The organism is Psychrobacter sp. 72-O-c, from assembly GCF_904846605.1.
Taxonomy (GTDB): domain Bacteria; phylum Pseudomonadota; class Gammaproteobacteria; order Pseudomonadales; family Moraxellaceae; genus Psychrobacter.
In genome coordinates, this window is sequence record NZ_CAJHBI010000009.1 from 12,858 (window position 1) to 38,559 (window position 25,702).

A 25,702-nucleotide genomic window follows, 5' to 3' on the forward strand; every position below is an offset into this window, starting at 1 on the left:
ATAGCACAACCGCTATTGCTAGCGTCAGGCAAACCATCAAATTATAAACAACCTATATCACTGTTCTTATGTTTATAGCAGCCCTTTTGAAAAAAACAGTTGCGAGCGCGCAAGCTATCGTTAATGACAGCAACATAGATACCAAAGTATGACTAAAAAAATGGTCGCCAAAGAGCATCTTATACAGACCCATCGTCCATCCTAAGACAGTGACTATTGCAAATATTTTGTAGCGATACTGTCGTAGGGTTGGTAAAAACGCTAACCCATATAAAGAAAACCCTGCGCTGGCATGAGCGGCTGGAAAGCACTTTGCTGGTGTCATGGCTACTATGTTTTGCCAGAGGTTAAGATAGGGCAAATCGCCATTGAAAAGAGTCAAGTGATTCGGGCAACTAACGTGAGTTACTCCTTTGAGCAGTGCAATAGCAGTAGGTACCATGATTAGGGTTATTAACAGATAACCTAGCTCTCGGCTGGACAAGGCTGCGATTGGCTTAAACAAGAATGGCTTAGCAAGCTTGGTATTAGAATATCGACTTTGCCAATACCGCCAAGTTAATATCGTTATTAAGTAGACGCCCAATAAAATTAATAATAATTTGGGAAAATCATAAAAGATAAACGCATAAGGCTGCGCGCCTTTTTCTAACAGCCAATGTCCATTTGAATAGAAAAGCTCACTAATACGAACATCAAATTGGCTGTGTTCGAAGGTTAATGCTGCAATGATGGTTAAGCACAGTAGTTTGAGCCAGACCCAATCAGTTGAGTTGTTTTCTAAAGTCATTGATACACCTTATAGAATACATTAACTTGCGATATACCTACGTATTTCTCAATACAAAAGACTTGATAATGCCAGTAACCATAAGATGAACAAGAGTGATAACGACAAAAACTGCGCAGCAGAACCCACATCTTTGGCTATTTTAGCGAGTGGATGTTGGTTCGTTGAGGTATGGTCAACACTGGCTTCAATACCAGTATTAAATAGCTCAACGATAAGGGATAAAAAAGAGGCGGTTATCAGCATCATTTTTATACTGATGTCAAAAGGAATGAATATAATGGCAATGAACAACACAAGATTGAGCCATAGAACCTGTCTAAAGGCAGCCTCGTTTTCGTAAGCGGCTTTAAAACCATCTAAAGAATAACCCGTGGCTTTAACAATACGAGAAAGACCTTTCTTACCTTTAACATGACTTGCATAGCTATCAGGTGCAAGCAACTGATTATAGGTTGTTTGGCTTAAAGAGTAATGATTGGCCTGTTCGTCATCAAGATTAATGGGATTAACTTTGCTCATATTGAATTCTCAATAGTCATTAACATCAAGGTATGCTGTAGATTTTGAGCCGTGTCAAAGACAATCAAACAAAAACTCAGAACCCTTTAAGTGTACTACAGTGAAGATTAAGAAAACGTTAAGACCGTATTGATTCTCGCATATAACAATCCGTTAAGTGCGAGGGTTATTGTTTTAGGGGTCTTGTAATAGAGTTATCGTTGAGCTTATAAGATAAAAGAAATTCAGTACCATTCGCCGTCCAACCAATTTCTCAAAGACAGTCCATTTATAGCCGCTGTTTATGAGAATCATTACTTATAATAAATACTAAACGTACTGCCGCCGGTCTCATTCGCTTGATGCGTTAACTGCCAGTCCATATGAGTCATAATACGCTGCACGATACTAAGCCCTAAACCTGTACCTTCTACGTCACTACTGGAGTACTCATGCGACGCGGACTGATTTTTGGACTCGTTATCACTTTGATCGCCTGTACTTTTATGATCTAAACGCTCAAATCTTTCGTATAGCAAAGGCATCATAATCTTAGGAATACCAAGGCCAGTATCGGTCACCGTAATCTTTTCAGCATCGATAGTGACGATTACTTCGCCATCATCGGTATATTGAAAAGCATTTTTTATTAAATTACCTAAGGCCATTTTTAGCAGTTCAGGTCGTACGGCTGCTACATAGTTCTGCTCAGCAACTACTGTGCAAGTTACGGGTTTGTACTTAAGTAAATATTTTAGGCGTGTAACCTCATTCATGGCAATAGTATTAATAGAGGTTTGCGGTGTGTCCAGTTGTTCAGGATTACGAGATAGCAGCAATAAAGCACTGATAATTTCAGAGGTTTCTTTAGCGGTATTGCTGATACGATCGGTGAATTCGCTCAAGCGACTATTATCTCCTAATTGCGCTGCAAGCACTTCTGATGCTCCTAAGATAATAGTCAATGGCGTACGTAGCTCGTGACTGACATCCCCTGTAAACAGCTGCTCTCGCTTCAGATACTGTGCTAGCTTATGATTTTTATCATCAATGGCCCGTGCCAATACCCCAACCTCTGAGGGCAGGTGAGTCAATTGGGTTAAATTTTGATGATCAGTCTCTACGGCTTGCTTTAGGGATAATAACGGCTTAGTGATTTGTTTGGAGGATAAATGAGAGAATATCGCTGCGATAAGCAAACTCAAAATGACAGCGATTTTCAGCGCATCAGCAAATATGTCTTCTAAATGCTCAAAAATTGCTAAAACCGGATAGTTCTCCATGACCATTTCGGTGTCTTCTAAGTAAGTCAAAATATAATCTTGTTTATTTTTTTTATAATTGAAAAAATGAAGTTTAGTCTTAGTTTTACCTTCTTCAGTGTTTATAGTCACCGAAATTTCTTGCACCGTTTCAGTCGCCAGAGTTTGCAGGCTCAAAGGTGCCTTGTCGTAATGGTAAATCTTGATGCCAGGACTGGCAATATAAACTGACTGCTCACCCTCTTTTTCTTGACTAAGCTCCAACTGTTGTAAGAGACGACCTTTTACCAATTCTTGTTCCATTCTAACCTCAGCATATAAGAAAATACTGACGAAAGTCGCACACAGCAAAACTGCAAACACGAGGTAGGATAGCCGAAATTTATTGACAATGGAGGTTAGATTGAACATAGCGTTTACTTCTCAGATAGTAAGAAACGACAAATAACTGAGTCGTAACGGTTGTAGATGTGATTGGTTGTTTATAGAAGCGCGCATTAGAATTAGGTCATAAAACATCAACAATTACCATTAATGATCAGAGATCTATGATCTGATAGCCGACACCTGGTACCGTAACTATAAGGGCTTTGGAAAATGGCTTGTCGACCTGTGTACGGACACTATGCATATGTGTACGCAAAGCATCACTACTTGGAATATCTTGCCCCCATATCTTTTCCTCAAGCTCGGTTTTACTGACTACCCGAGGCGAGGCACTCATTAATGTATGCAAGACCTTAAACCCTATCGGTGTCAGTTTTATCAGTCGATCTTCTCGCTTCACATTATGCTCATTAGGATTTAAAAACAATGCCCCTACGGTAAGGTTGTGCTGAAAATGTTCATCTTGATCACGTCGTATCAAGGCTTTGATGCGGGCTTCTAATTCGACCAATGAGAACGGTTTAACCAGATAATCATCGGCACCACTATCGAACCCTGCCACCTTATCCATAATAGTATCACGTGCAGTCAGCATTAATACTGGGGTCTTATTATGCAGATCTTCTCTAAGCTTTTTGCATAATTTGGTGCCATTTATACCTGGGAGCATTACGTCCAACAATATAACGTCATAACGATTGCTTGACGCCAGTGCCAAGCCGCTAAGTCCATTATAAGCATTGTCTAGCTCAAAACCTTTTGGCTCAAAAAAAGCATAAATATTTGCCACAATATCGGGATTGTCTTCAATAACGAGTATTTTGTACATAATTGTCACCATCTCAAAAAAGCTTAGCTGTAATAAAAGAATACTTAATTCGCAGATTCAAAAAAAGTGGGTGCTGCTGCAACTTCTTGAGTAGTAATACCAAAAAATTTCAGTAAAGTTGGCGTAATAAAATCATGAGATACCGGCTGATTGGTCATATCAGATAGACTGTTAGAATTAATACTATTGTCTTTGGGAGACCAGATAATTACTGGTACCTGCTTTTGGGCATTTGGCGCAATACTGTAGGGAAGGCCGTGCAAGTAAATATTGTTCTCACCCAAACTTTCTCCATGATCACTAATATATACCATCACCACATCATAATCTTGCTGATAGGGTTTTAGCGTATCAATAACGGCATTCAAAAAGTAATCGGTATAACGAATCGCATTGTCATAGCCATTTATGACGGATTGAGCATCACATTTAGAAAGCTCGTTGGTCATGCATACCGGTTTGTACTCCTCAAATTCTTTGGGATAGCGTTTGTAGTAAGCAGGGCCATGATTACCCATCTGATGCAGCACAATCAGCGTGTCTTTTTTGCTAGTAGAGGGGGAAGCGTCTGATTTGACTAAGGTATCAAAACCATCAAGCATACCAATATCTCTACATTCACTATCGCAGTTAGGGTTTACCCCGGGAGTTTTATAGTCCTCAAAAGTCACTCGGTCTGCCACGCCTTTAGAACTAGAGTTATTGTCTCGCCAAATGACATTAACGCCTTGCTTATTTAACGTATCAAGCACGTTTTCATTATACTCAGCAGTATCGATATCGTAGTCTTTTCTATTGGCATAACTGAACATGCAAGGCACCGAATATGCTGTAGATGTCCCGCAAGAAGTCGCGTTTTTAAAGCTATAGATATCTGGCTGGCTGGCGAGCAGTGGCATAGTATCGCGCTTATAACCGTTTAAGCCAATGTGATCCGCTCGAACTGTTTCTCCTACCACAAAGACCATTAGCTTAGGTTTCGCTGTACTACTGACGGGTGCTATACGTTTTGCATCTGTGGCATGAAGTATCATGGTATTAGGTCGGCTTAGCTCATCGACATAATCGGTACCGAGTTTGATCACTGAATAAATGGGAGTAATGGGATTGGTATAACTACGCACTAATTTATGCTGGCGAAAAAAGCTGGCGTACTGATTACCGAATGGTAATAGGCAGACTGCTATTAGTGCAATAGACAGTATCAAAGTGGCTGTCTTTTGCAATATTGCTCGACGCCAAGAAGGACGCTTTAAACGAATTTTTCTGATAATAAAGGCTGGTAGTACGCCTAACAATAGTACTCGAATAATCAAGCTTGGTGCCATCAATCCCATCGCTTCAGCTTGGTCAGTCTGTAAGCTATTGGTGAGCATATTACTATCAAATATCGTCCCATACGCATCAGTAAAATAGCCACAGATTGCTGCAATAATTACCATTGTAATCAATACTATCTTTGCCGTTGGTCGATAGCATAGCAGCTGAAATACTAACCACATCAGTCCAAACAGTAAGCCGGTAAGGGAAATTAGAAAGCCAATATTGTCAGCTACTGGGTAAATAGTCAGCACTTGCTTAAAAAAGCCAATATTTGCCGTAGCGACCAGATATAACGTAACTACTATAATCAGGTAAGTAAGATTGACCTCACGATTATAGAATTTGCTTCTAACGCTATTTACACTATCAGACTTTACAATATTTGTATCAAGCACTAATAATTTTGACATACACGGACTTCTTAATAGAATGAGAAAGGGTGTCATTCTTTAAGGTAGCAGGTGCGGTGTTAAGAAAATGTTAAGCTGGTTGGGCTTGATAAGTGGTTTAGAGCTTGAGTCAAAAACTATGAAAGCTGAATATTTAATGAGAGATTTTTAGCATTAGATATGTTTATCAAATCTGTTTATCAGATCAGGGAATGCTCCAATTCTAAATATTTGAAATAACAGACACAAAAAAACCCCAAACAAAGTTATGTTTGAGGCGAAACTTGCTTAAACCCAAAGGTTTAAATTCGTTTTAAATATGGCGCAGCGGACGGGACTCGAACCCGCGACCCCCGGCGTGACAGGCCGGTATTCTAACCAACTGAACTACCGCTGCTTAGGTCGTTTTTAGCGTCTTGCCCTTATAAATAGGACCCACTTCGCTAAATGAGTGGTGGGTGATGACGGATTCGAACCGCCGACATTCTGCGTGTAAGGCAGACGCTCTACCAACTGAGCTAATCACCCTTGAGAAACGTATAAAAAAAGCAGCGCTTTTTTAGTTTCGCAAGAGAAATCCTTTAAATAGGATTTCTTAGAAGTTTGATTATCTAAAGGTGTCACACTCTAGAATCAGAAAAACTTCCAACAACTCAGAACTAATTAAAGCCCCTTGCTGTGGGTGTGTATTATATACATTTACATTGGCCTGTCAAATATTATTTCACATATTTTATAAAATGGTCGCTATTATGTGGCAAAGGTGAATGATTGGGGGTAAAGGCAGGCTACACAGTTGCCTATTGTGTGACTGCCAAAATTTACTATACTAGTAACGTTTTAGTAAGAGCGCTTATGTTTAGTTAGTTTTAAGTATATGAGTCGTATTGGTTAATGGAGGTGAACATAAAAGCTTTAACTACTGAGTCGCAACTTGCAGCGTGGTCGTGGGGCGACTTTGCAGGGTACGGTCTCATATTGAACATTATCTTGATGGTGGTGCTGACCCTACGTATTGTTTCGGTGCAGCGCAACATTGGGGTAGCCATTGCGTGGATAGCCGTGTTGTATACGCTACCTCTAGTAGGGCTGTTTGCTTATATTTTGGTGGGTGAGCCCATGATTGGTCGCCGTTATCGTCAGCGGATGGAACAGGCAGGCATCATTATGAATGAAATGGCGGAGCGTGAGCGTTTGGTTTTTGATAAAGGCCAAGAGCTACTCCCTGAACACTATCGCGGTGTTAGCCAAATGGGCACCCGCTGGACAGGGTTTGGGGTATTTTCAGACCATGACATGCAGCTATTAACTCACTCTAATGCTATTTTTGAGCTTTTGATTGATGATATTAACGCCGCTCAACGTACTATTTTGATAGAGTTTTATATTATCTATCCGAAGGGGCAAGTGTTAGATGTCATACAAGCGTTGATGGCGGCCGCTCAGCGCGGGGTAGAGTGTCACCTTCTCATAGATAGTGTGGGTAGTTTTAGTTTCTTTAATAGCGACGAGCATAGGGATTTAGAACGTGCTGGCGTCTTTGTGCATCAATCGCTGCCAGTAGGTTTATTTAAGACCTTATTTAAGCGTTCTGATCTGCGCAACCATCGCAAGATTGTGGTTATTGACGAATATATTGGTTATATAGGCAGTTTTAACTTGGTCGATCCTAAGTTTTTTAAGCAAGATAAAGATGTCGGACAGTGGATTGATGTGGCGATACGAAGTGTCAGTCAGCAGCCAATCAGTATTGCAACCGCGATGGCCAAGGTGGTGGTCACTGATATTGGCGCTGAGAATAATGACAATTTGGATGCGTTGCATCAACGAGTTAATAACTATACGCGTAAATTATACGTGTTAGATCCGACTATTAATGATATGAATAGTCGCATAAAGGTGCTAGATGATGGCGTAGATCATTTTGAACAACTTAACACTGGGTCAACGTCAATCGTCATTCCGCAGATGCCAGTGGTAAAAGGTGTGGTGGCACAGCTGATTCCCTCAGCACCACAATTGACCGCACATGTGATTTATAATACTTTAGTGACCATTATCCACCGCGCTAATAAACGTATTCAAATTACCACGCCATATTTTGTTCCTGATGAAGCTTTATCAGGAGCGTTAGTCACAGCGGCTAAGCGCGGTGTTGATGTGACGCTGATTGTCCCTGAAAAGGTCGATTCGTTTTTGGTACAGCATGCTTCGCAAGCTTATTATCAAGAGCTGTTAGAGGCGGGGGTGACCATTGCTTTATTTAAAGGCGGCCTGCTACATGCCAAAACAGTGGTTATCGATGATGACTATTGTTTATTTGGTACGGTCAATATTGATATGCGCAGCTTTTATTTAAATATGGAGGTTAGTTTGGCGATTTATACCCCAGAAATGGTCGCGCAGGTTGCTGACTGTCAGGAGTCATACTTACAAAGCTGTCGTTTTATGGGCTTAGAAGAATGGGAGCAGCGCCGTGATTATAAACGCTTATTCGATAATGTCGTACGCCTGTTTAGTCCCTTGCTGTAGCGGTTCATTGTAGCCATTCAAATTTTAGGTTAAGGTAAGCTCTTACTATTTTATTATAGTCGCCGTCGACTCATTACTGCCACTGTCAACTTATTTCATCAAAGGATACGCTTGCCTCATGCCTGCTATATCTGCTTCTTCCTTAACGCCCCTCGACTATATTGCAGAAGATTATTGGCAAGACTTTTTAGACAAGCGTCCTATCGCTGGCAGCATGGCTTATGAAGCACAGTTGCGCAACTGCCAGTTAGATGAGTCGTTGGTAAGCTTACAGCGGATAGATACGTTATTATCGCAAATACGCCGTGATAGGGTTAAAGCTAGCACATGGGATGAAACCACGATACTGGCTGATGAGCGCTATCGTAATTTGCTGGTGTTTTTGGCGTTTTACGCAGGACGAATATTGGCGCGGCAGTGGCAAAATACGCCTCATTGGTATGGTCAATTTGAGCTGCGTGCTCGCTATCCTAAATTAGCAATGACAACTGATGACTTTTATCAGCATATGGCGGTGCTGTACAATGACACCTCTGTTTTTATTGCGGCTGTTACCCATGATACTAATATTAAAGGGAGCGAAGACAATAATAGAGATGATAGTAATTATAAAGTAATTGCTCCCGTATTTTTTGCTTTAGAGCCAATAGGGCTACGTCTGTTTGGGCATATAGATCGGCATTTTGAGGCGGTACATGGGGGACAAATAGCCAGCGGCTTATATCAAGCAGTCATCACACGGCTACCCAACGTGACTGCTGCCCCTGTGACTGCTGGTCAGACTGCTACTGTTGTGCCAATTTTAAGTACCAGTTTGAACCTAGGCTCAGATGTAAGTTTAAACTCAACTCAAGCTGTCATGCTTGCTAAGACCACAGAAGGTGACGTTTTACCTGAAGTAGATTCCAAAACCGCTCCCAAAGTAACCAGTGCTATAACAGACAAGACGCTAAATAATCCTGCTGGCGATAAGTTTAAACCAGTAGATAGTCGAGCCGATAGAGTGTCTGCTAATAAAATCTCTGCTAATAAAGCCTCTATAATTCCCACACTAGTCGCTGTGACTGATGCGGGCTCATCTGGCGACGAGAATCATGCAAAATCAATCCCAACTGAAGATTTATCTTCACTACCAAAAAAAGTAGCTCCTCTCGTAGCACCGCCAACGCCTGAAATTTTTATTCAACTGCTCACAGAGCTAGATGAGATTGAGGTGACACAAACTGTCGGCAACGATGACTATCAACAAGCGCGAAAAATCCTCGACCAGTTTGAACAATATATCGCTAAGCAAAATAAGCCACGTGCACAAGTCATTTTCTCCGAGTCCCATCAAGCTGCAAAGCAACAAGCTCTTATGAAGTTAAAAAATTCTGCTGACCTTAGTAATACCGCTGCCATGCTACGCCTTGCTATGTATGAACTGCTAGATGAAAGGCTGACAACAGATAGTGAAAAAGGTAAAGATACTGGCAAAGATACTGGCAAAGAGGTAGGGGTTGAATGGATCAAGCAAGCTGCTCATAAAAAAGACAGCCGCGCCCAGCGCTTGCTTAGTAGAATGTATTATCAAGGGGTAGGTGTGCCGCAAGATATTAATAGCGGTAAACACTGGCTTGAGCAAGCGGCTGAAAATGGTCACGTAGAAGCAGCCAATCTCGTTGGGCAGTGGCAGCAAGCGCAAACGTTGATAACGACACGCCAGCAGGAGCAACATAGCCTTAAGCGCTATCAATTATTGATTGGCGCTGTGATAGTAGCCGCGTTATTGTTAATCATTTTTGTATAACAGGACTTTATTTACAGTACTGGATTTAAAGATCTGTTTTTAACAAACCTCGCGCAGAAATCCCCTACCTCTAAGGTAGTGGGTAGTTCATATAGCTAGGTTTAAAAACCTTAGTTTAAAAGGTTATTGTTAAGCGCTAATTTCAGGTAGAATTAACGCATTTTTTGACGCCATCTTTTTATTATTTCATCCATTATTAACCCGGGCTTTTGCATGCCATCTTTTCATTTACCTCCACAGCCGTCTACCAATCCCGATTCGCTCGCGCCTGTCAATCAGCTAGACGCTATCTCAGTACCCTTGACCACACGCATGCCTAGCATGCCACCTTGGTATTATCGATTTATTATTACCTTATTAAAACCACTATACCGCCTGCAAGTATGGCGGCGTTCGTATAAGCGTGATAATTATCAGCAAGAGGTTGCACAGCGTTTTGGTAAACATTACCCACCGCGTCCCGTGGCCGATGTCAGCACTGATGCTAACAAAGCCGATGTTAATAATTCTAATATTAATAGCTTTGATGTTAATAATAAAACTATTTGGTGTCATGCGGTTTCCTTAGGTGAGACCAATACGATTGCACCATTATTAGACTCTTTATTAGCGCAGGGCTATCAGATATGGCTGACCAATACCACGCAGACTGGGTTTGCTCGTGGTGCCGGCCGTTTCGCAGATGAGATTGCTCAAGGTCGATTGAGTCACAGCTATGTACCAGTAGACAGTCCGGCGGTGATTGAGACCTTTTTGGCGCATGTGCAACCAGTCGCTGCGCTGTTTGTAGAAACTGAGCTATGGGCAAATATTCTGGTTAAGCTCTCTCAACATCATATTCCAAGTATTTTAGTTAATGGTCGCTTATCAGCTGCGTCTTTTACCCGTTACCAAAAAATTAGCGCGGTGAGTCGCAGCATGATGCAAAACCTGACCTTAATCATCGCCCAAGATGATGAATCTGCTAAGCGCTTTCGGCAGTTGGGCGCTCATAGTGCACAGATTCGCGTGGCAGGCTCGCTTAAATGGGTGATTAATAGCCCTAAAATTGACGTTAAAGTCACTGATATAAAAGACGATAATGACGTTATACAGAAGCAAATAGAGAAGCAAAAAGGTGGTATTGAGAGCGATATTGAAAGTGGTACTGAAAGTGACATGGGAAATGACCCTAAAGTTGAATTAGAGCAGTCAAAACAGTTCGACCGACCTATTTGGGTAGCAGCAAGCACACATAGCGGTGAAGAAGATACCGCGCTGTCATTACAACAGCAGCTATTATCAATCCCCGCACTGGCTGAAGCCTTACTAATTATCGTGCCCAGACATCCTGAGCGCTTCAATGAAGTGGCAGAGCTTGTTCAAAAGTCAGGGTTACAAATGGCGCGACGTAGTAATCAGGAAGCCATCAGCGCGCAGACGCAAGTTTATCTGGCAGATAGTATGGGTGAGCTTATGCACTGGTATGCATTGGCTGACGTGGCGCTGGTCGGTGGCTCATTGGTTGATATTGGTGGACATAACCCTGTTGAGCCGGCGAGTGTGGCAACGCCTGTATTGATGGGAGGCTATACCCAGTCTTGTCAAAGTGTGGTTGATAAACTTGCTGGCGTTGGCGCGCTATATCAGCCGAGCAATCATTTTTATCGAGCTCTTACTCTTGATGACCAGCCAGTCGAGCAGAATAGATCTGAACTTATTGTGCAAGCTGCGGATGCTGATGATAGCGCCCTTATTTATGAACAACTGCAGTTGTGGCTCAGTCATCCGCAACTAGCGACGCAGGCAGGACAGGCAGGTAAGCAGTTAACCCTACAGCAGCAATCGGTACTTACTCGTCAACTTACAATGATTGAAGAGGTTGTTAAGCAATTTCCGAGCAGTGAATACTAAGATTTATGGATAACTTTTAATAACTGTTTTTAACACCTCAGCGCAGAAGTCCCCTACTTCTAAAGTAGTGGGATGAATGCGTATTTTTAGGTTACTATTTGATGTTTTTGGTATAATAAACATAACACTTAATAAAGCAAGTATCTCATGACCAAGCAAGTCCTTAACGCCTATAAAGTCAGACTGTACCCGATAGAGGATCAGCAGCTATTCTTTACTAAGTCATTTGGTTGTACGCGCTTTATTTGGAACAAGATGCTTAATGATAAGATTGAGTATTACAAAGAAAATAAAACCGAACTCAAAAACACGCCAGCTCAGTACAAGACTGAGTTTGAGTGGTTAAAAGAGGTGGATAGCTTAGCTTTAGATAATGTGCAGCAAAACCTACGCAGTGCTTATAGCAAGTTCTTCAAACAAGGCGCAGGCTTCCCTAAATTCAAGAAAAAAGGACAAAAAGACAGTTACACCACCAACAACCAAAAAGGGACAGTGGCGGTCACAAACACCACCGTTAAGTTGCCTAGAATTGGTCACATCAAGGCGAAGATACACCGTTCTATCAATGGATTGATTAAGAGTGCCACCATCAGCAAAACCCCATCAGGTAAATACTACGTCAGCTTATTGGTTGAAACCGTTGTTTCTCTTTTACCAAAAACCCACTCTAATATCGGCATTGATTTAGGATTAACCCACTTTATCGTCCTATCAGACGGGTCAAAAGTTGCTAACCCTAAGTTTTTAGCTAGCTTACAAGATAAATTGGGGCGCGAACAAAAGATACTAGCTAAACGCAGATTGGTTGCTAGCAATCAACAGCGCAAACTATCTGACAGTAAAAACTATCAAAAGCAGCGCCTAAAAGTTGCTAAGGTTTACGAGAAAATAACCCATACCCGTAAAGACTTTCTACATAAACTCTCATTCAATATCATCAAAAACCACGATGTTATTGCGATTGAGGATTTGAACGTCAAAGGCATGGTTAAGAACAGGAAGCTTGCAAAAGCTATATCAGACAGCTCATGGTCAACATTTACCACTATGCTTGCCTATAAAGCAGAATGGTACGGTAAAGCGCTTGTCAAAATAGACCGGTGGTATCCATCTTCTAAAACTTGCTCAGGCTGTGGTCATGTGCTGACTAAAGAGGAGTTGCCGTTGTCAGTGCGATCATGGGACTGCCCGTTCTGTCTGCAAAATAATGATAGAGATATCAACGCTAGTATCAATATCCTCAATGAAGGGTTGCGCTGTCTAAAACTAAAAGAACCCTTGGTGCAAGGGAGTTAGCTTAGTAAATTCGCCTAACCGCTGGTGCAAAACATCGTACTAAGTATGGGCGTTACCTAAGAAACCCCCGCTTCTAAAGCGGCGGGTAGTTCATATCATTAGCTACCAACCATCTGCTTCTACCCAAGGCTCCCCACTCATTATTAAGCGACATGCTGTATGAACTGTATTTTATTACCAGCGGCTAACTTTTCGCCAACTCATGCTCTAATTGATGCGCCTAGGCAAATTGAGCATATTAGTAAGGTGTTGGGCGCGCAAGTTGGTGAGACGTTAAAGATTGGCCAACTTGGTGGCAATCTTGGTACCGCTGTCATTGATGAGATGACGCCTGCTAAGATTCAGCTTTGCGATGTACGGTTGACTATTGAACCGCCTCCTAAGTTAGATGTCACCGTAGTTTTGGCATTGCCGCGTCCAAAAGTTTTGCGGCGTTTAGTTATGGATATGACTGCGATAGGTGTGCGCGATATCGTCCTGATCAATAGCTATCGTACCCAAAAAAGCTATTGGCAAAGTCCCTTATTAGCGCGTCTTGATGAGTTTGTACTAGAAGGGTTGCAACAAGGCGTCGATACCCTGGTTCCACGTATTACCCTACAAAAACGTTTTAAACCGTTTGTCGAAGATGAGCTGGCAAGTTTAATGACCAATTGTGCCATCGTGGCGCACCCTTATAGTGAGCTGTCGTTAGGGCAGTATCTACAGCAACATGCTCAGCCTACAGTTTATACCTTGAACAGCGCTGCAAGTATTTCTAATCAAGAACATAAGCAATTACATATGAAATCAGCCTTGCCCAGTGTGGTCTGTATTGGCGCAGAAGGTGGTTGGATTGACTACGAGATTGAGTTGCTTGCGGCGCAAGGGTGCCAAGCGGTCAATATGGGCCGGCGAGTACTACGGACAGAGGCTGCCGTAAATGCGCTTCTTGGACAGTGGTTACTGTAAAATCTATGGCGAAATACTACTATTAAGTATCCTTTTAATGAGTGTTGTTGAGACAGCATAAGCATGCAAAGTACAGGGTAATATAAATGTATTGATAACTAATCTCATTTGTATTAGTATGTCGCTTTCAGTTTTTACTATTTATTTATCAGCCTCTTTTCGGTTCTTTTTATCCTTTAGCTGTTGATTCTATAATTTTACTTTACCGATTTATCGCACTATTTATGGAGAAAACCATGTCGTTGAATGCGATTACAGCCCCTCTATCTTTTACCCGCCCTGTCAAAGTCACCTTATCTGTTGCTGTATTTAGCTTGATGTTGGGTTTGGTAGGTTGTAACAAAGCGGAAACGCCTGAGCAAAGTGCGGATGCCGATATGCCAGTAGAAACTACCGCGCCTGTCGCTGGACAAGACGCCACCACCGATGGCGTTGCGGCGACTAACAATGATCAAGTGGTTACCATTTATTCTTCACGCAATGAGCAGTTAATCAAGCCATTATTAGATAAATATACTGAAGAAACGGGCGTGAAGGTTGAGCTGGTCACTGATAAAACCGGTCCACTCATGGCGCGTCTACAAGCTGAAGGTAAAAATACGCCAGCGGATATGTTATTAACTGTAGATGCGGGTAACTTGTGGCAAGCGTCGCAGCAGGGCTTATTGCAACCAATCGCCTCTAGCGTGTTAGAGAGCAACGTTCCTGCTAAATACCGTGATCCAAAAGGTCAATGGACAGGGCTGTCTCTACGTGCGCGTACTATCTTTTATGATCCGAGCAAAGTTGATGCCGCCGAGCTATCCACTTACGCAGATTTAGCAGATCCAAAATGGAAAGGTAAGCTATGTCTACGTACCTCGAAAAAGGTTTATAATCAATCACTCGTGGCCAGCATGATGGAGCATTTAGGCGAGGAAAAAACCGAACAAGTCATTCGCGGCTGGGTCGATAACTTAGCCACTGATGTGTTTAGTGACGATACCAGTCTGTTAGAGGCTATTGCCGCAGGCCAGTGTGAAGTGGGTATTGCCAATAGTTATTATTATGGTCGTCTGCTGGATGAACAGCCGAATTTCCCAGTAAAAATATTCTGGGCAAACCAAGAGTCTACTGGTACGCATGTGAACATCTCTGGTGCCGGTGTGGTAACAGGCTCAGACAATCCCGATGGCGCGCTTAAGCTAATGGAATGGTTATCTGCTGATAAAGCACAAGGTATTTATGCCAGTTCTGATAAAGAATATCCGGTAAAAGCAGGTGTCGATGAGTCGGATATGCTCAGATCATGGGGCGAGTTCAAAAAAGACGACATTAATGTACAAAAATTCGGCTCATTACAGACCCAAGCGATTCAAATGATGGATAAAGCCGGATATAAATAATGGCTGGTCAGTAAGTTTATAAGTTGTTATGGGTCATGGTCTTTATACGTCTGATATGGTAATAATTTTATGATGACAATGCCAGGAGCGTCTGCTAGTAAAGACAACACTGTAAATGACAATACTAACAAGGGTAGTGACAATAGCAGTCAGGCTGTCAGCCAAGACCACGCAGTCCGCAAACGTATTATCTCGAAATCAGTCTTAGGGCTGATTTCGTTGTTTATGTTGATACCGATTTTAGTGGTACTGCTATCGTGGACACAGCCAGTAGCCGATATCTGGACGCACATGCGTGAGTATGTGCTGCCGCAAGTCCTGAAGAATACCGCCATTTTATTATTAATGGTTATAACGATTTCAGGTAGTATCGGTACGGCGCTGGCATGGGTGACGAGCATGTATCGTTTTCCTGGGCAGCGATTTTTTTCTTGGGCGCTCATGTTGCCACTGGCGATACCGGCTTATGTTCTGGCATTCGTCACAATAGGAATTGTTGATTTTAGTGGGCCGTTACAGACTGGTCTGCGCGATTTCGGTATTAGTACTGCCATACCTTCAGTACGCAATATCTGGGGCGCAGGTTTAGTCTTGTCGCTGGCATTTTACCCTTACGTTTACTTGCTGGCACGCCAAGCCTTTTTGTCACAAGGGCGACGTGCGATTGAAGCGGGTCAAATGCTGGGTCTGAGTCGCAGTAGTGTGTTTTTTCGTTTGGCATTACCGCAAGCACTCCCTTGGGTGGTTGGTGGTTTGTTACTGGCCAGCATGGAGACCCTTGCTGATTTTGGTGCGGTGTCCGTATTTAATGTGGATACCTTTACGACTGCTATTTATAAGGCCTGGTTTGGATTTTTCAGTTTAACGACCGCTGCTCAATTAGCCGCTCTGTTAATTGGGGTCATATTTATCGTTGTGCTTTTCGAGCAATATTGGCAAGCAAGACGCGGCAATACCGTAACCCAAGGCAGTAACCGCCGTTTTGATGCCAGCCCTCCGGCCAAAATTGCGATGACCTTGTTGTGTACGGTAGTGTTTTTAATTGCCTTTTTAGTACCCTTCTTACAGCTGGTCTATTGGACAGCGATGAATTTTCGCCAAGATTTTGATCAGCGCTATCTTGATTTTGTTACTAATAGCCTAATAATTGCTAGTATGACCACGCTTTTCATTGCATTCTTAGCTATCATCATTGCGTGGGTTAAGCGTCAATATCCGGATAAAACCACTAAATTGCTGACAACTTTAGCCAATTTAGGGTATGTGGTACCGGGTACGGTGTTGGCGGTTGGGGTATTTATACCTATTGCTTGGGTTGATAATCAACTGATTGCTTTTGGTGTTACCTCCCATCAAGTGCTATCAGGTAGTGTTGTCGTGATGCTGCTGGCATTATCGACGCGCTTTATGACCGTCAGTTTTCAACCAGTAGACCGTCAATTGCAGCGGTTAACAGTTAATCAAGAAGCCGCCGCTGAATTGCTCAGTGACAGTCCGATACAACGCTGGCGGCAAGTGGTACTGCCTGTGCTCAGCCCAGGGGTACTAACTGCCTTACTAATGGGTTTTGTTGAGGTTATGAAAGAGATGCCCATTACTTTAATGACGCGGCGGCAGGGTTGGGATACGCTAGCAGTGCGGGTATTTGAGATGACCAGTGAAGGGATGTGGGGACGCGCCGCATTGCCTAGCTTATTGATAGTGTTGGTTGGGCTTCTTCCCGTTTGGATATTGCTGCGTCAAAGTGACAAAACGGGTTAGATTTCCCTGTCACAAAATAATAAAAGACTGAATAAGTTATTATTTTAGGTTATAAATACAACCCTTTATTGCACTGCTTTATTTTTACCGCTTCACTCATTCATCGCTTTTTATTTATCGCCTAATGGTGCCGTCTATGTATACTAACTTGATTAATGACTCGACAGACCAATCAGACCCAAGGTTAGCCAAAACTAAGGCGCGATCTGCTAATTCCGAAAAAATTTCAGCGCCTACAAAGCTACAAGCTAGAAAGCTTGAATCTAAAAACAAGCATGCAGATAATAATCAGAGTTCTAGTCAAAATAACGGCGATAGTTATCCTAATGAAACGAGTCTTGATAAAGCAGGCATCCCTGATAAGCCCTATTTTAGCGTGCAGAATTTAGTCGTTGGTTATGACGATATCACGGTGGTAAATGGGCTGTCGCTGACCTTACAACAAGGTGAAATTGGTTGCTTTTTGGGCTTCAGCGGCTGTGGAAAGACCACAGCATTGCGCGCAATTGCAGGTCTAGAGCCAACGCGCCTTGGAACGACTAGCTTAAATAATCAGTGTTTAACTGAGCAGACGGCGCGTACTTCATTTGCGGTGGCACCCGCCAAGCGCGGAATGGGCATGGTGTTCCAAGATTATGCGCTGTTTGGGCATCTAAGCGTTGCCAAAAATATTGCCTTTGGTCTTAATAAATGGTCAGCCGCTGACAAGAAAGCACGGGTTGCTGAGATGCTTGCTCTCGTTGAGCTGTCTGAGCATGCGGATAAGCGCCCAACTGAGCTCTCAGGTGGTCAGCAGCAGAGGGTGGCTTTAGCACGAGCATTAGCACCGAAACCTAAATTACTGTTACTTGATGAGCCATTTTCTAATCTAGATGTATTACTGCGTGAGTCGCTAGCGATGAGCGTTCGCGATATTCTTAAACGTACTAACACTACTGCAATTTTAGTCACTCATGACCAAAACGAGGCCTTTGCATTGGCGGATAAAGTGGGGGTCATGCACCAAGGTAAGCTGGTACAGTGGGCGACTCCAACTGAGCTATATCATGAGCCAGTCAGTCCGTTTGTTGCTGAGTTCGTAGGCGAAGGCGCGATGATAGATGGCATCATTAAGGAAGGTCATGTTGAAACCGCGCTTGGCGATATTTACCGGCGGATGGAAGTATATGATGAAGCGGGGCGGCCACAGTACTGCGAGTATGACTACCCTAATGGTACGTTAATTAAGGTGTTGGTACGCCCTGACGATGTCATTCATGATGATGATAGTAAACAAACAGCACTAGTGGTTGGACGCGTATTCCGCGGGGCAAACTACCTATATCGCTTGCAATTAGATGACGGACAAACGGTATTGGCTTTGGTTTCCAGCCATCATAACCATGATATTGGCACACGTATTGGTATTTTACCGATGCTCAAGCATGTGGTAGTCTTCGATGAAAAGAATATTAACGCCACCACTTGGTCAGAATATGATATGTCATAAGGTATGGTTAAGCTTATATAAGTGCTGATTGGTATTTAACAGTCATCAAAGTTTAGGAAAAATCAATTATGCCTAACGAGTGGCCAAAATGTGCAAATAACGTCCTAACCATTTATAGGGCTCTTGCTGTGAGTAGCGCAGCTCCATCCGTATCACTGCTTCGGGATCAGTATTGCCGCCGCGTTTTAACGGCGTATAATCATGAAACACGCGCAGACCACTTGTGAGCACAATATTATAATGGTGGTGCTGTAGCCATGACTCTACTTGCTGCTTGGCAACGGGATGATTCGGAGTCAAGCTGATTTTATTGTCCGATTGATACTCTGTATTATCGAGTAGGTTAAAATTACCCATAATCAGGTTACGATACTCATAGCTTACCGGATTATAAAAGCATAACGACAGCGCGCCATTATCGGTAAGTTGCCGATCAAAAAAGTCCATGATTGCTGCCGGTTCTGCCAGCCACTCAAGTAGCGCATGACACAAGATTAAATCAAACTTGGTAGATTTATCAGAATTAGTTTTATCAACACTACTGTTTTCAGGATTTAATTTCTCTTCAAGCTGTTGATATGGACAGACGTGCCATGTCATCTCCCCGAAAGCTCTCGTATTAAAAGTATCAATATTTGCAGCCGCCTTTTGTTTTTCAAAATTAGCTTTGGCCTTAGCAAGCATATTTTCTGAAATATCATTGACCACAACCTGATGACCTTGCGCAGCAAGATCAATGGCTATTTGCGCAAGCCCAGCCCCAACATCTAAAATACGTAGCGGACGCCCAAAATATTTAGACATCTGCTGCGTATATTCAAAGATATCACGTCGCAACACGGCCAATCGTATCTCGCCTTTTAAACCCCCATAAACCTTTTTTTCAAAATGATCAGCAATGGTATCAAAACTACGATCAGTACGTTCGCCTACTGGCTCTACCAAGTCTGGCGCTTGACTGTTGTGGTCGGTCAAAGCAGCAGTGACTTGGTTGTGATTGTCTTTATTATCAGTTTGCATAGGTATTTACGCTGTCTTTATTATAATTGCTATGTTAAGTGAGATTATTTAAGCAACACGGCCTAAACTAACGCTTACGCCGTCGGTTGATGACCCATTTAAATATAAGCTTAGATAAAGTGATTATCACAAATACCACCGCAACGAACACCCAAATACCAGACCCTTGCAAGTTGGCTTGATAGGCAGAGGCGAGATAAGCTGATAATCCCATAGCCACCAGTAGCGAACCCCAACGCACAAACGGTAAGGCGCTATTATTATGATTAGGAAAACTGACGGCATAATCGCTAGAAAAACTGTATAACACCATCGCCAAAATCCAAACGATAGCAAAAATGATATCCATAATAAGTAAGGCCTATATATAAGTGGCGATGTTTTGAGGTGCTAGATCACTATTGTTAAAACGAAACTGTCACTAGTGTAGCGGGTAGGAATATTTTGTCTACAATAACAGAAAATTTCGTGAGGTAAGTGGCTCATAGAATCAATAAATTAATCATGATTATGAGTTATTAAAAGTGTGGTTAAGACATAGGTACTCGATGGTCGTGCTGTGCATATATTTTGCGATGACTTCTGCTAGCACACTTCTTAGTAGCTTTTCATAACATTTTAAGGTATAAACAGTAAGATGCAAGACACAAAGTTTGCTTTTGTCGACTACCAAGGACGTAGAAACTCTCTTTTAATTACTGCTAAGGATAGCGAAAATGAAAATAATTAAAACGACTGTCAGACCCGATTTCAATACCCATCCACCATCCTATACTAGCAAAATAAATACGCCAACAATGACGCGTTGTCTATTATCATTTGCGGTAGCGAGTGCGTTACTACTTGCTGGTTGTGGTGACGATGATAATGACAACACTACAAACGTTACCTATGCTACGACCGTTGAGCCTATAAATTCATTTACTGCCAATGATATAAATAACATAATTAGTGCTGGAGTAGCTGCACCTGAAGCTAAATGTGATATCAAGATAGAAAAAGTTAACTATCCGACTGTAGGGGCTGCTGGCGAGCGTACTAATGCCACTGCTGCAGTAATGCTACCCAGTGGTAATAGTGCTGACTGCAAAGGCGATCGACCTATATTGCTCTACGCTCATGGTACCACTACTGATAAGAACTATGACTTTAGTCAAGTAGGCAAGCCTCAAAATCCAGCAGCTAATGAGGCCACATTAATAGCAGCGAACTTTGCCGCACAAGGCTATATCGTTGTCGCACCCAACTACGCCGGCTATGATGAATCTGATCTTGACTATCATCCTTACCTCGTGGCTGATCAGCAATCCACTGATATGGTCGACGCTTTAAATAGCGCGCGTGCCATCATCGAAGAGCAAAAGCTTGTCAATGATACAAGTTATATTAATATTGAGGACTCAGGCGAATTGTTCATCAGCGGTTACTCACAAGGTGGGCATGTGGTTATGGCGACTGCGCGCTTGCTCCAGCAACAAGGTAAGCATGTCACTGCGATTGCACCATCGTCAGGACCTTATGCGTTAGCGGCGTTTGGTGATTACATATTTGAAGGTAACGTCAATATTGGGGCGACCAGATTTGCACCGTTACTAGCGATTGGTTTGGACAAAAAGTATAAAAACGTATACGGAAGTAGCTCAGAAATATTTACGACAGAGTATGCAAATACTAAACTACCAAGTTTGCAAAGTTTTGGTGAGCTAGTGGATGCGAATAAACTACCTGATAATGCGCTGTTTCAAGCAAAACCTACAAGTAACCCTGTAATTGATCAACTACCAAATAGTGAATTGCCTTTCGCATTCTTAGGATTTGCAGCTGAAAAATATCTGATAAAAACTGATTTTCGAGCAGCTTACTTAGCAGATGCCATAAAACACCCTGATGATTTAATAGCTAAAACGGGTGCGTTTCCTGCTACTAGTCCACAAAACAACCTACGTAAAGCCTTAAAAGACAATGATCTGCGTGGTTATGTACCCAAAATGCCAACGCTCTTATGTGGTGGTAATCAAGATCCAACGGTATATTACGATCTGAATACTGGTTCGATGACAGCCATATTGCAGCAAGCAAGTGCAGCTCCCGAAGCTAACCTTAACATTACTGTATTAGATGTTGATGTGAGGGATAATCGAGGTGCAGTGACTGCGATTGGTAGTGCTATGAGCAACCCATGGATGTCAACGCCAACAGTTGATAATGTTCAAAACAGGTTTGCTGTTACATTGACAGCAGTTCAGAATAAAGCCATTGCAGAGGCTCAAGCCGCAGGTGCAAATACTCAAGCACAATTTGAAGCTGCTGCTGGCGCTGCAGTATTGGGCAGCTACCATGGTGGTCTAGTCAGTACTGCTTGTACGCAAGCTACTCGTGAGTTTTTTGATCAGAACTTTATTAATGTATCTAAAATATCTTGAAGTAATTAGATTTTAAGGTAGCTAGTTATTAATAATCTAGAGTTAAATTTATAACGAATAAAAACTGTATCCGTAAGGGTGCAGTTTTTTATGGGTTAAACCTTTTACCTAGATCAAAGCAATCTTAAGTTATAGCAGCTTAAAATCATAGAAGGTTTAAATTAAGGGAAAAGTACGCAATCAATCACTACTGCTTTATTGGTACTCACTTTTATCAATGCATCTATCACCCAAGCACAAGCCCGTAATACGCCTTGTTCAGGCAAAATTGGCGGGGTAGACCATTGTTCAAAAGACGGTAAGTTTGTCTGTAAAAATGGCAAAACAGTCAATCCAAAAAATATGTCGTTGATATTATTTGAACAGTAGCTTCATAAGTTGGTCATTTTCAGACCCTAATAAATAATCTAAAATAATCACCACAAACGACCTGATTCGTTACGGGTTAACAGCACGCAAATGCCCCCAAACAGGCAAATTTGTGCTAAAATAGCTTCTTTTATTTACCATTAAAACTATCGCCATCTTTCTATATTTTCGCGCGGTTTGTAGTACTTATTTTATGACTGATATTCAAGCTTTATACCTTAACAATAGCAGCATACTTATGCGGCTAATTTTATGTATAGCAGACTATAGATGTAAATAAACTAGAAACTATAAGTGATACAAATTTAGAGAATGGGTGTGATTGAAGGAATGTATATGAGCGAATCGGTCAGTCCTATTGGCATCGTCGATGAATTGAAACAATCCTATTTGGATTATGCGATGAGCGTGATTGTCTCGCGTGCGCTACCTGATGTGCGTGACGGGTTCAAGCCAGTACACCGCCGTGTGATGTATGCGATGCACGTGTTATCCAATGACTATAATAAAGCTTATAAAAAGTCGGCGCGTGTGGTCGGTGATGTCATCGGTAAATACCACCCGCATGGCGATAGTGCTGTCTATGATGCGATTGTGCGTATGGCGCAGGATTTTAGTTTGCGCTACCCGATGATTGACGGTCAAGGTAACTTTGGCTCAATTGATGATGATCCACCGGCAGCGATGCGTTATACCGAAGTACGTATGACCAAGCTGACCCATCAAATGCTCGCTGATTTGGATAAAGACACGGTCGACTGGGAAGACAACTACGACGGCTCTGAACGCATGCCAAGCGTCCTACCTGCGCGTGTTCCTAACTTGCTGGTCAATGGCGCAACAGGTATTGCTGTTGGTATGGCGACTAACATGGCGCCGCATAACCTGACCGAAGTGATTAATGCTTGCCTAGCTTATGCAGAAAACCCGCAAATCTCAGCCGAAGAGCTGATGACTTATATCTCAGGTCCGGATTTCCCGACAGGCGGTATCATTTATGGCCGTGCGGGTATCTTAGATGCTTATCGCACCGGTAAAGGCCGTCTGCATGTTCGTGGTCGTTATATTATTGAGGCCATGAGTGACACGGGTGTCAACCGTGATCGTGAGCGTATTGTCTTTACTGAAGTGCCTTATCAGACCAACAAAGCAAAACTGATTGAACGTATTGCTGAATTGGTACGGGACAAAAAAATCGAAGGCATTACCGAAATACGCGATGAGTCTGATAAAGACGGTATGCGTATCGCTATTGATTTGCGTCGTGGTGAGACCGCTGAGGTTATTGTCAACAATCTGTTTCTTCAAACGCCTCTTGAGTCTAGCTTTAGTATCAATATGGTGGCGCTGGACAATGGTCAGCCTAAGCTATTGACCTTGCGTCAGCTGATTGCTGCTTTTGTACGTCATCGTCAAGAAGTAGTGACGCGCCGTACTATTTATGAGCTGAATAAAGCACGCGTACGTGGTCATTTGCTCGAAGGTTTGACCGTTGCTCTCGCCAATATTGACGAGATTATTGCCGCTATTAAAGCCTCTGCAAGCCGCGGTGAAGCACGTGAAAGCTTACTAAACAATACTTGGGGTTCAGGCAGCGTACAAGCGATGCTCACTGCTGCAGGTAGTCAATCAGTACGTCCTGACTTTATTGAAGGTGAAGATCCAAAAGCACCATTTGGCTTAATTAATGATGGTGCTGAAGGTATAGAGAGCTATCGCTTATCATTAGATCAGGTCAATGCGATCTTAGAGATGCAACTGCACCGTTTAACTGGTCTTGAGCAAGATAAGCTGACGGAAGAGTATCAAGACTTATTACGTGAAATCGCGAATTTAGAATCTATTCTTGGTGATTTTGATAAATTAATGACCATTATCTCTAATGAGATGATTGAGATTCGTGAAAACTTCGGTGATGAACGCCGTACCGATATTATTGATTCACGTACTGACTTTAGCCGTGAAGATCTTATTCCTGAACAAACGGTCGTGATGACCGTCTCGCGTACTGGTTATGCAAAAACCCAACCGATCGACGACTATGTCGCCCAAAAACGTGGCGGTAAAGGCAAGTCATCCACTGCTATGAAAGAAGACGATGTGATTGATCATCTAGCAGTGACCTCAACCCATGCCACCGTGTTGTGCTTCACTGATACTGGTCGAGTATTTAGTCTGCGCGGTTTTGAAGTGCCGATTGCCAGTCGCGGCGCACGTGGTCGTCCATTGGTTAATCTGATTGGGCTTAATAATGATGAGACAGTAACGACTATTTTACCGATACCGCAAACCACTGCTGAAGTAACTGGTCATTTTGTGTTCTTTGCTACCGCTAACGGTACGGTAAAACGGGTAGAGCTTGAGCAGTTTGCCAGTATTCGCTCTAACGGTTTGATTGCCGTTGGTTTAGAAGAGGGTGACAAGTTAGTTAGCGCCCGTATTACTGATGGCACTCAAGACGTAATGCTGTTTGCGTCTAGTGGTAAAGCGATACGTTTTGATGAAAATGACGCACGCTCTATGGGACGTACTGCCAAAGGTGTTCGCGGTATGCGCCTTGCTGATGATGAGTTTATCAAGTCGCTAGTGGTCATTGAACAAGATGTTCGAGAAATCTTGATTGCCTGCGAAAACGGCTTTGGTAAGCGTACCTTTATCGAGGAATTCAATAAACAAGGGCGTGGCGGTGGCGGTGTTATCGCTATCAAAACCAGTAAACGTAACGGAGCACTGGTACGGGCGACTAAGGTTGAACCTGAAGATGATATTATTTTAATATCTGATAAAGGTACCTTGGTACGTACACCCGTTGAACACGTGGCTAGTGCGGGACGTAACACCCAAGGCGTCACTCTGATTCGTTTGTCAAAAGATGAAAAACTGGTTGCTATGGCGCGGGTTGAGTATGTAGAAAGCGATAATGCTTTAGTTGACGCCTTAAAAGAAGATGGTGTCTTTGAAGTAGAAGGTCAGGAACAAATGGACGTAGATGCTGCGACTGAAAGCACTGTTAGTGATGGCGTTGATGATGACAATGTTGATGATGACAACGTTATCGACAACGACGCAGAATAAGCGTTTGAGTTTGTAATTCGCAGACTAGACTAAGACTGGATAAGCAAGATTATTGCTTATTCAGTCGGCGTTTGACATAATACTGACATATAATTTGAGTACCATAAAGTAATACCGATTGTCTTAGCATTGTTTTATTGGCTAATGGCAAAGTGAAAGGAAGCCTCTGACGTTCGCGTCTGAGGCTTTTATGTTTTTTTAATAAAGTATTATCGATATAACCTATTTATAAAGGTTG

At 42.6% G+C, this 25,702-nt stretch carries 17 protein-coding genes and 2 tRNA genes; 10 read left to right on the forward strand and 9 right to left on the reverse strand.

Annotated features, from left to right (window positions below; genetic code table 11):
• Positions 1 to 52 precede the first annotated feature (52 nt).
• From JMX97_RS04500 to JMX97_RS04530, 7 genes are all read right to left on the reverse strand, one after another.
• Entirely contained in the window at positions 53 to 790 is a 738-nt protein-coding gene (locus tag JMX97_RS04500) for a PAP2 family lipid A phosphatase (RefSeq protein ID WP_201555743.1), read from the reverse strand.
• Between the two features lie 48 nt (positions 791 to 838).
• Positions 839 to 1,312: a diacylglycerol kinase gene (locus tag JMX97_RS04505; RefSeq protein ID WP_201555744.1), complete on the reverse strand. Its 474-nt coding sequence runs from the start codon at positions 1,310 to 1,312 to the stop codon at positions 839 to 841.
• A gap of 293 nt (positions 1,313 to 1,605) precedes the next feature.
• Positions 1,606 to 2,964: a sensor histidine kinase gene (locus JMX97_RS04510; protein ID WP_201555745.1), complete on the reverse strand. Its 1,359-nt coding sequence runs from the start codon at positions 2,962 to 2,964 to the stop codon at positions 1,606 to 1,608.
• A 127-nt stretch (positions 2,965 to 3,091) separates the two neighbouring features.
• Positions 3,092 to 3,769: a response regulator transcription factor gene (locus JMX97_RS04515; RefSeq protein WP_201555746.1), complete on the reverse strand. Its 678-nt coding sequence runs from the start codon at positions 3,767 to 3,769 to the stop codon at positions 3,092 to 3,094.
• 44 nt (positions 3,770 to 3,813) lie between these two features.
• Positions 3,814 to 5,502, reverse strand: a complete 1,689-nt coding sequence (locus JMX97_RS04520; RefSeq protein WP_201555747.1) for a phosphoethanolamine transferase — start codon at positions 5,500 to 5,502, stop codon at positions 3,814 to 3,816.
• Between the two features lie 299 nt (positions 5,503 to 5,801).
• Positions 5,802 to 5,878 (reverse strand) — tRNA-Asp (locus JMX97_RS04525).
• Between the two features lie 55 nt (positions 5,879 to 5,933).
• Positions 5,934 to 6,009 (reverse strand) — tRNA-Val (locus JMX97_RS04530).
• Between the two features lie 372 nt (positions 6,010 to 6,381).
• Between JMX97_RS04530 and JMX97_RS04535 the strand changes: the two genes are divergently transcribed.
• From JMX97_RS04535 to JMX97_RS04570, 8 genes are all read left to right on the forward strand, one after another.
• Complete coding sequence (locus JMX97_RS04535; protein WP_227671457.1) at positions 6,382 to 8,013, forward strand: cardiolipin synthase; 1,632 nt, start codon at positions 6,382 to 6,384, stop codon at positions 8,011 to 8,013.
• 127 nt (positions 8,014 to 8,140) lie between these two features.
• The gene (locus tag JMX97_RS04540; protein ID WP_201555837.1) at positions 8,141 to 9,802 is read left to right on the forward strand and encodes a tetratricopeptide repeat protein; all 1,662 of its coding nucleotides are present in this window, start codon (positions 8,141 to 8,143) and stop codon (positions 9,800 to 9,802) included.
• Between the two features lie 213 nt (positions 9,803 to 10,015).
• The gene (locus JMX97_RS04545; RefSeq protein ID WP_201555749.1) at positions 10,016 to 11,695 is read left to right on the forward strand and encodes a 3-deoxy-D-manno-octulosonic acid transferase; all 1,680 of its coding nucleotides are present in this window, start codon (positions 10,016 to 10,018) and stop codon (positions 11,693 to 11,695) included.
• 147 nt (positions 11,696 to 11,842) lie between these two features.
• Positions 11,843 to 12,991 (forward strand): IS200/IS605 family element RNA-guided endonuclease TnpB, encoded by a 1,149-nt coding sequence (gene tnpB / locus JMX97_RS04550; RefSeq protein ID WP_201555750.1) that lies wholly within the window; start codon positions 11,843 to 11,845, stop codon positions 12,989 to 12,991.
• 159 nt (positions 12,992 to 13,150) lie between these two features.
• Complete coding sequence (locus JMX97_RS04555) at positions 13,151 to 13,942, forward strand: 16S rRNA (uracil(1498)-N(3))-methyltransferase (protein WP_201555751.1); 792 nt, start codon at positions 13,151 to 13,153, stop codon at positions 13,940 to 13,942.
• A 236-nt stretch (positions 13,943 to 14,178) separates the two neighbouring features.
• Entirely contained in the window at positions 14,179 to 15,327 is a 1,149-nt protein-coding gene (locus JMX97_RS04560; RefSeq protein WP_201555752.1) for an extracellular solute-binding protein, read from the forward strand.
• 69 nt (positions 15,328 to 15,396) lie between these two features.
• Positions 15,397 to 17,088 (forward strand): ABC transporter permease, encoded by a 1,692-nt coding sequence (locus tag JMX97_RS04565; RefSeq protein WP_201555753.1) that lies wholly within the window; start codon positions 15,397 to 15,399, stop codon positions 17,086 to 17,088.
• A 136-nt stretch (positions 17,089 to 17,224) separates the two neighbouring features.
• On the forward strand, positions 17,225 to 18,577 hold the full coding sequence (locus JMX97_RS04570) for an ABC transporter ATP-binding protein (protein ID WP_201555754.1): 1,353 nt from the start codon (positions 17,225 to 17,227) through the stop codon (positions 18,575 to 18,577).
• 72 nt (positions 18,578 to 18,649) lie between these two features.
• On the opposite strand, the gene JMX97_RS04575 is transcribed toward JMX97_RS04570, so the two are convergent.
• Entirely contained in the window at positions 18,650 to 19,597 is a 948-nt protein-coding gene (locus JMX97_RS04575; RefSeq protein WP_201555755.1) for a methyltransferase, read from the reverse strand.
• 67 nt (positions 19,598 to 19,664) lie between these two features.
• Entirely contained in the window at positions 19,665 to 19,946 is a 282-nt protein-coding gene (locus tag JMX97_RS04580) for a hypothetical protein (RefSeq protein WP_201555756.1), read from the reverse strand.
• 367 nt (positions 19,947 to 20,313) lie between these two features.
• Between JMX97_RS04580 and JMX97_RS04585 the strand changes: the two genes are divergently transcribed.
• Both JMX97_RS04585 and gyrA read left to right on the forward strand, forming a co-directional pair.
• Positions 20,314 to 22,020, forward strand: coding sequence for an alpha/beta hydrolase family protein (locus JMX97_RS04585; RefSeq protein ID WP_201555757.1), 1,707 nt, complete (start codon positions 20,314 to 20,316; stop codon positions 22,018 to 22,020).
• A 705-nt stretch (positions 22,021 to 22,725) separates the two neighbouring features.
• On the forward strand, positions 22,726 to 25,464 hold the full coding sequence (gene gyrA / locus JMX97_RS04590) for a DNA gyrase subunit A (RefSeq protein WP_201555758.1): 2,739 nt from the start codon (positions 22,726 to 22,728) through the stop codon (positions 25,462 to 25,464).
• Positions 25,465 to 25,702 lie beyond the last annotated feature (238 nt).

Bases quoted from the DNA above. Each gene is read 5' to 3' on its own strand.
- JMX97_RS04560 (WP_201555752.1), top strand. From the start codon at position 14,179: ATGTCGTTGAATGCGATTACAGCCCCTCTATCTTTTACCCGCCCTGTC.
- JMX97_RS04570 (WP_201555754.1), top strand. From the start codon at position 17,225: ATGTATACTAACTTGATTAATGACTCGACAGACCAATCAGACCCAAGG.
- JMX97_RS04510 (WP_201555745.1), bottom strand. From the start codon at position 2,964: ATGTTCAATCTAACCTCCATTGTCAATAAATTTCGGCTATCCTACCTC.
- JMX97_RS04500 (WP_201555743.1), bottom strand. From the start codon at position 790: ATGACTTTAGAAAACAACTCAACTGATTGGGTCTGGCTCAAACTACTG.
- JMX97_RS04555 (WP_201555751.1), top strand. From the start codon at position 13,151: ATGAACTGTATTTTATTACCAGCGGCTAACTTTTCGCCAACTCATGCT.
- JMX97_RS04575 (WP_201555755.1), bottom strand. From the start codon at position 19,597: ATGCAAACTGATAATAAAGACAATCACAACCAAGTCACTGCTGCTTTG.
- JMX97_RS04505 (WP_201555744.1), bottom strand. From the start codon at position 1,312: ATGAGCAAAGTTAATCCCATTAATCTTGATGACGAACAGGCCAATCAT.
- JMX97_RS04565 (WP_201555753.1), top strand. From the start codon at position 15,397: ATGATGACAATGCCAGGAGCGTCTGCTAGTAAAGACAACACTGTAAAT.
- tnpB (WP_201555750.1), top strand. From the start codon at position 11,843: ATGACCAAGCAAGTCCTTAACGCCTATAAAGTCAGACTGTACCCGATA.
- JMX97_RS04585 (WP_201555757.1), top strand. From the start codon at position 20,314: ATGAAAATAATTAAAACGACTGTCAGACCCGATTTCAATACCCATCCA.
- JMX97_RS04545 (WP_201555749.1), top strand. From the start codon at position 10,016: ATGCCATCTTTTCATTTACCTCCACAGCCGTCTACCAATCCCGATTCG.
- gyrA (WP_201555758.1), top strand. From the start codon at position 22,726: ATGAGCGAATCGGTCAGTCCTATTGGCATCGTCGATGAATTGAAACAA.
- JMX97_RS04520 (WP_201555747.1), bottom strand. From the start codon at position 5,502: ATGTCAAAATTATTAGTGCTTGATACAAATATTGTAAAGTCTGATAGT.
- JMX97_RS04580 (WP_201555756.1), bottom strand. From the start codon at position 19,946: ATGGATATCATTTTTGCTATCGTTTGGATTTTGGCGATGGTGTTATAC.
- JMX97_RS04515 (WP_201555746.1), bottom strand. From the start codon at position 3,769: ATGTACAAAATACTCGTTATTGAAGACAATCCCGATATTGTGGCAAAT.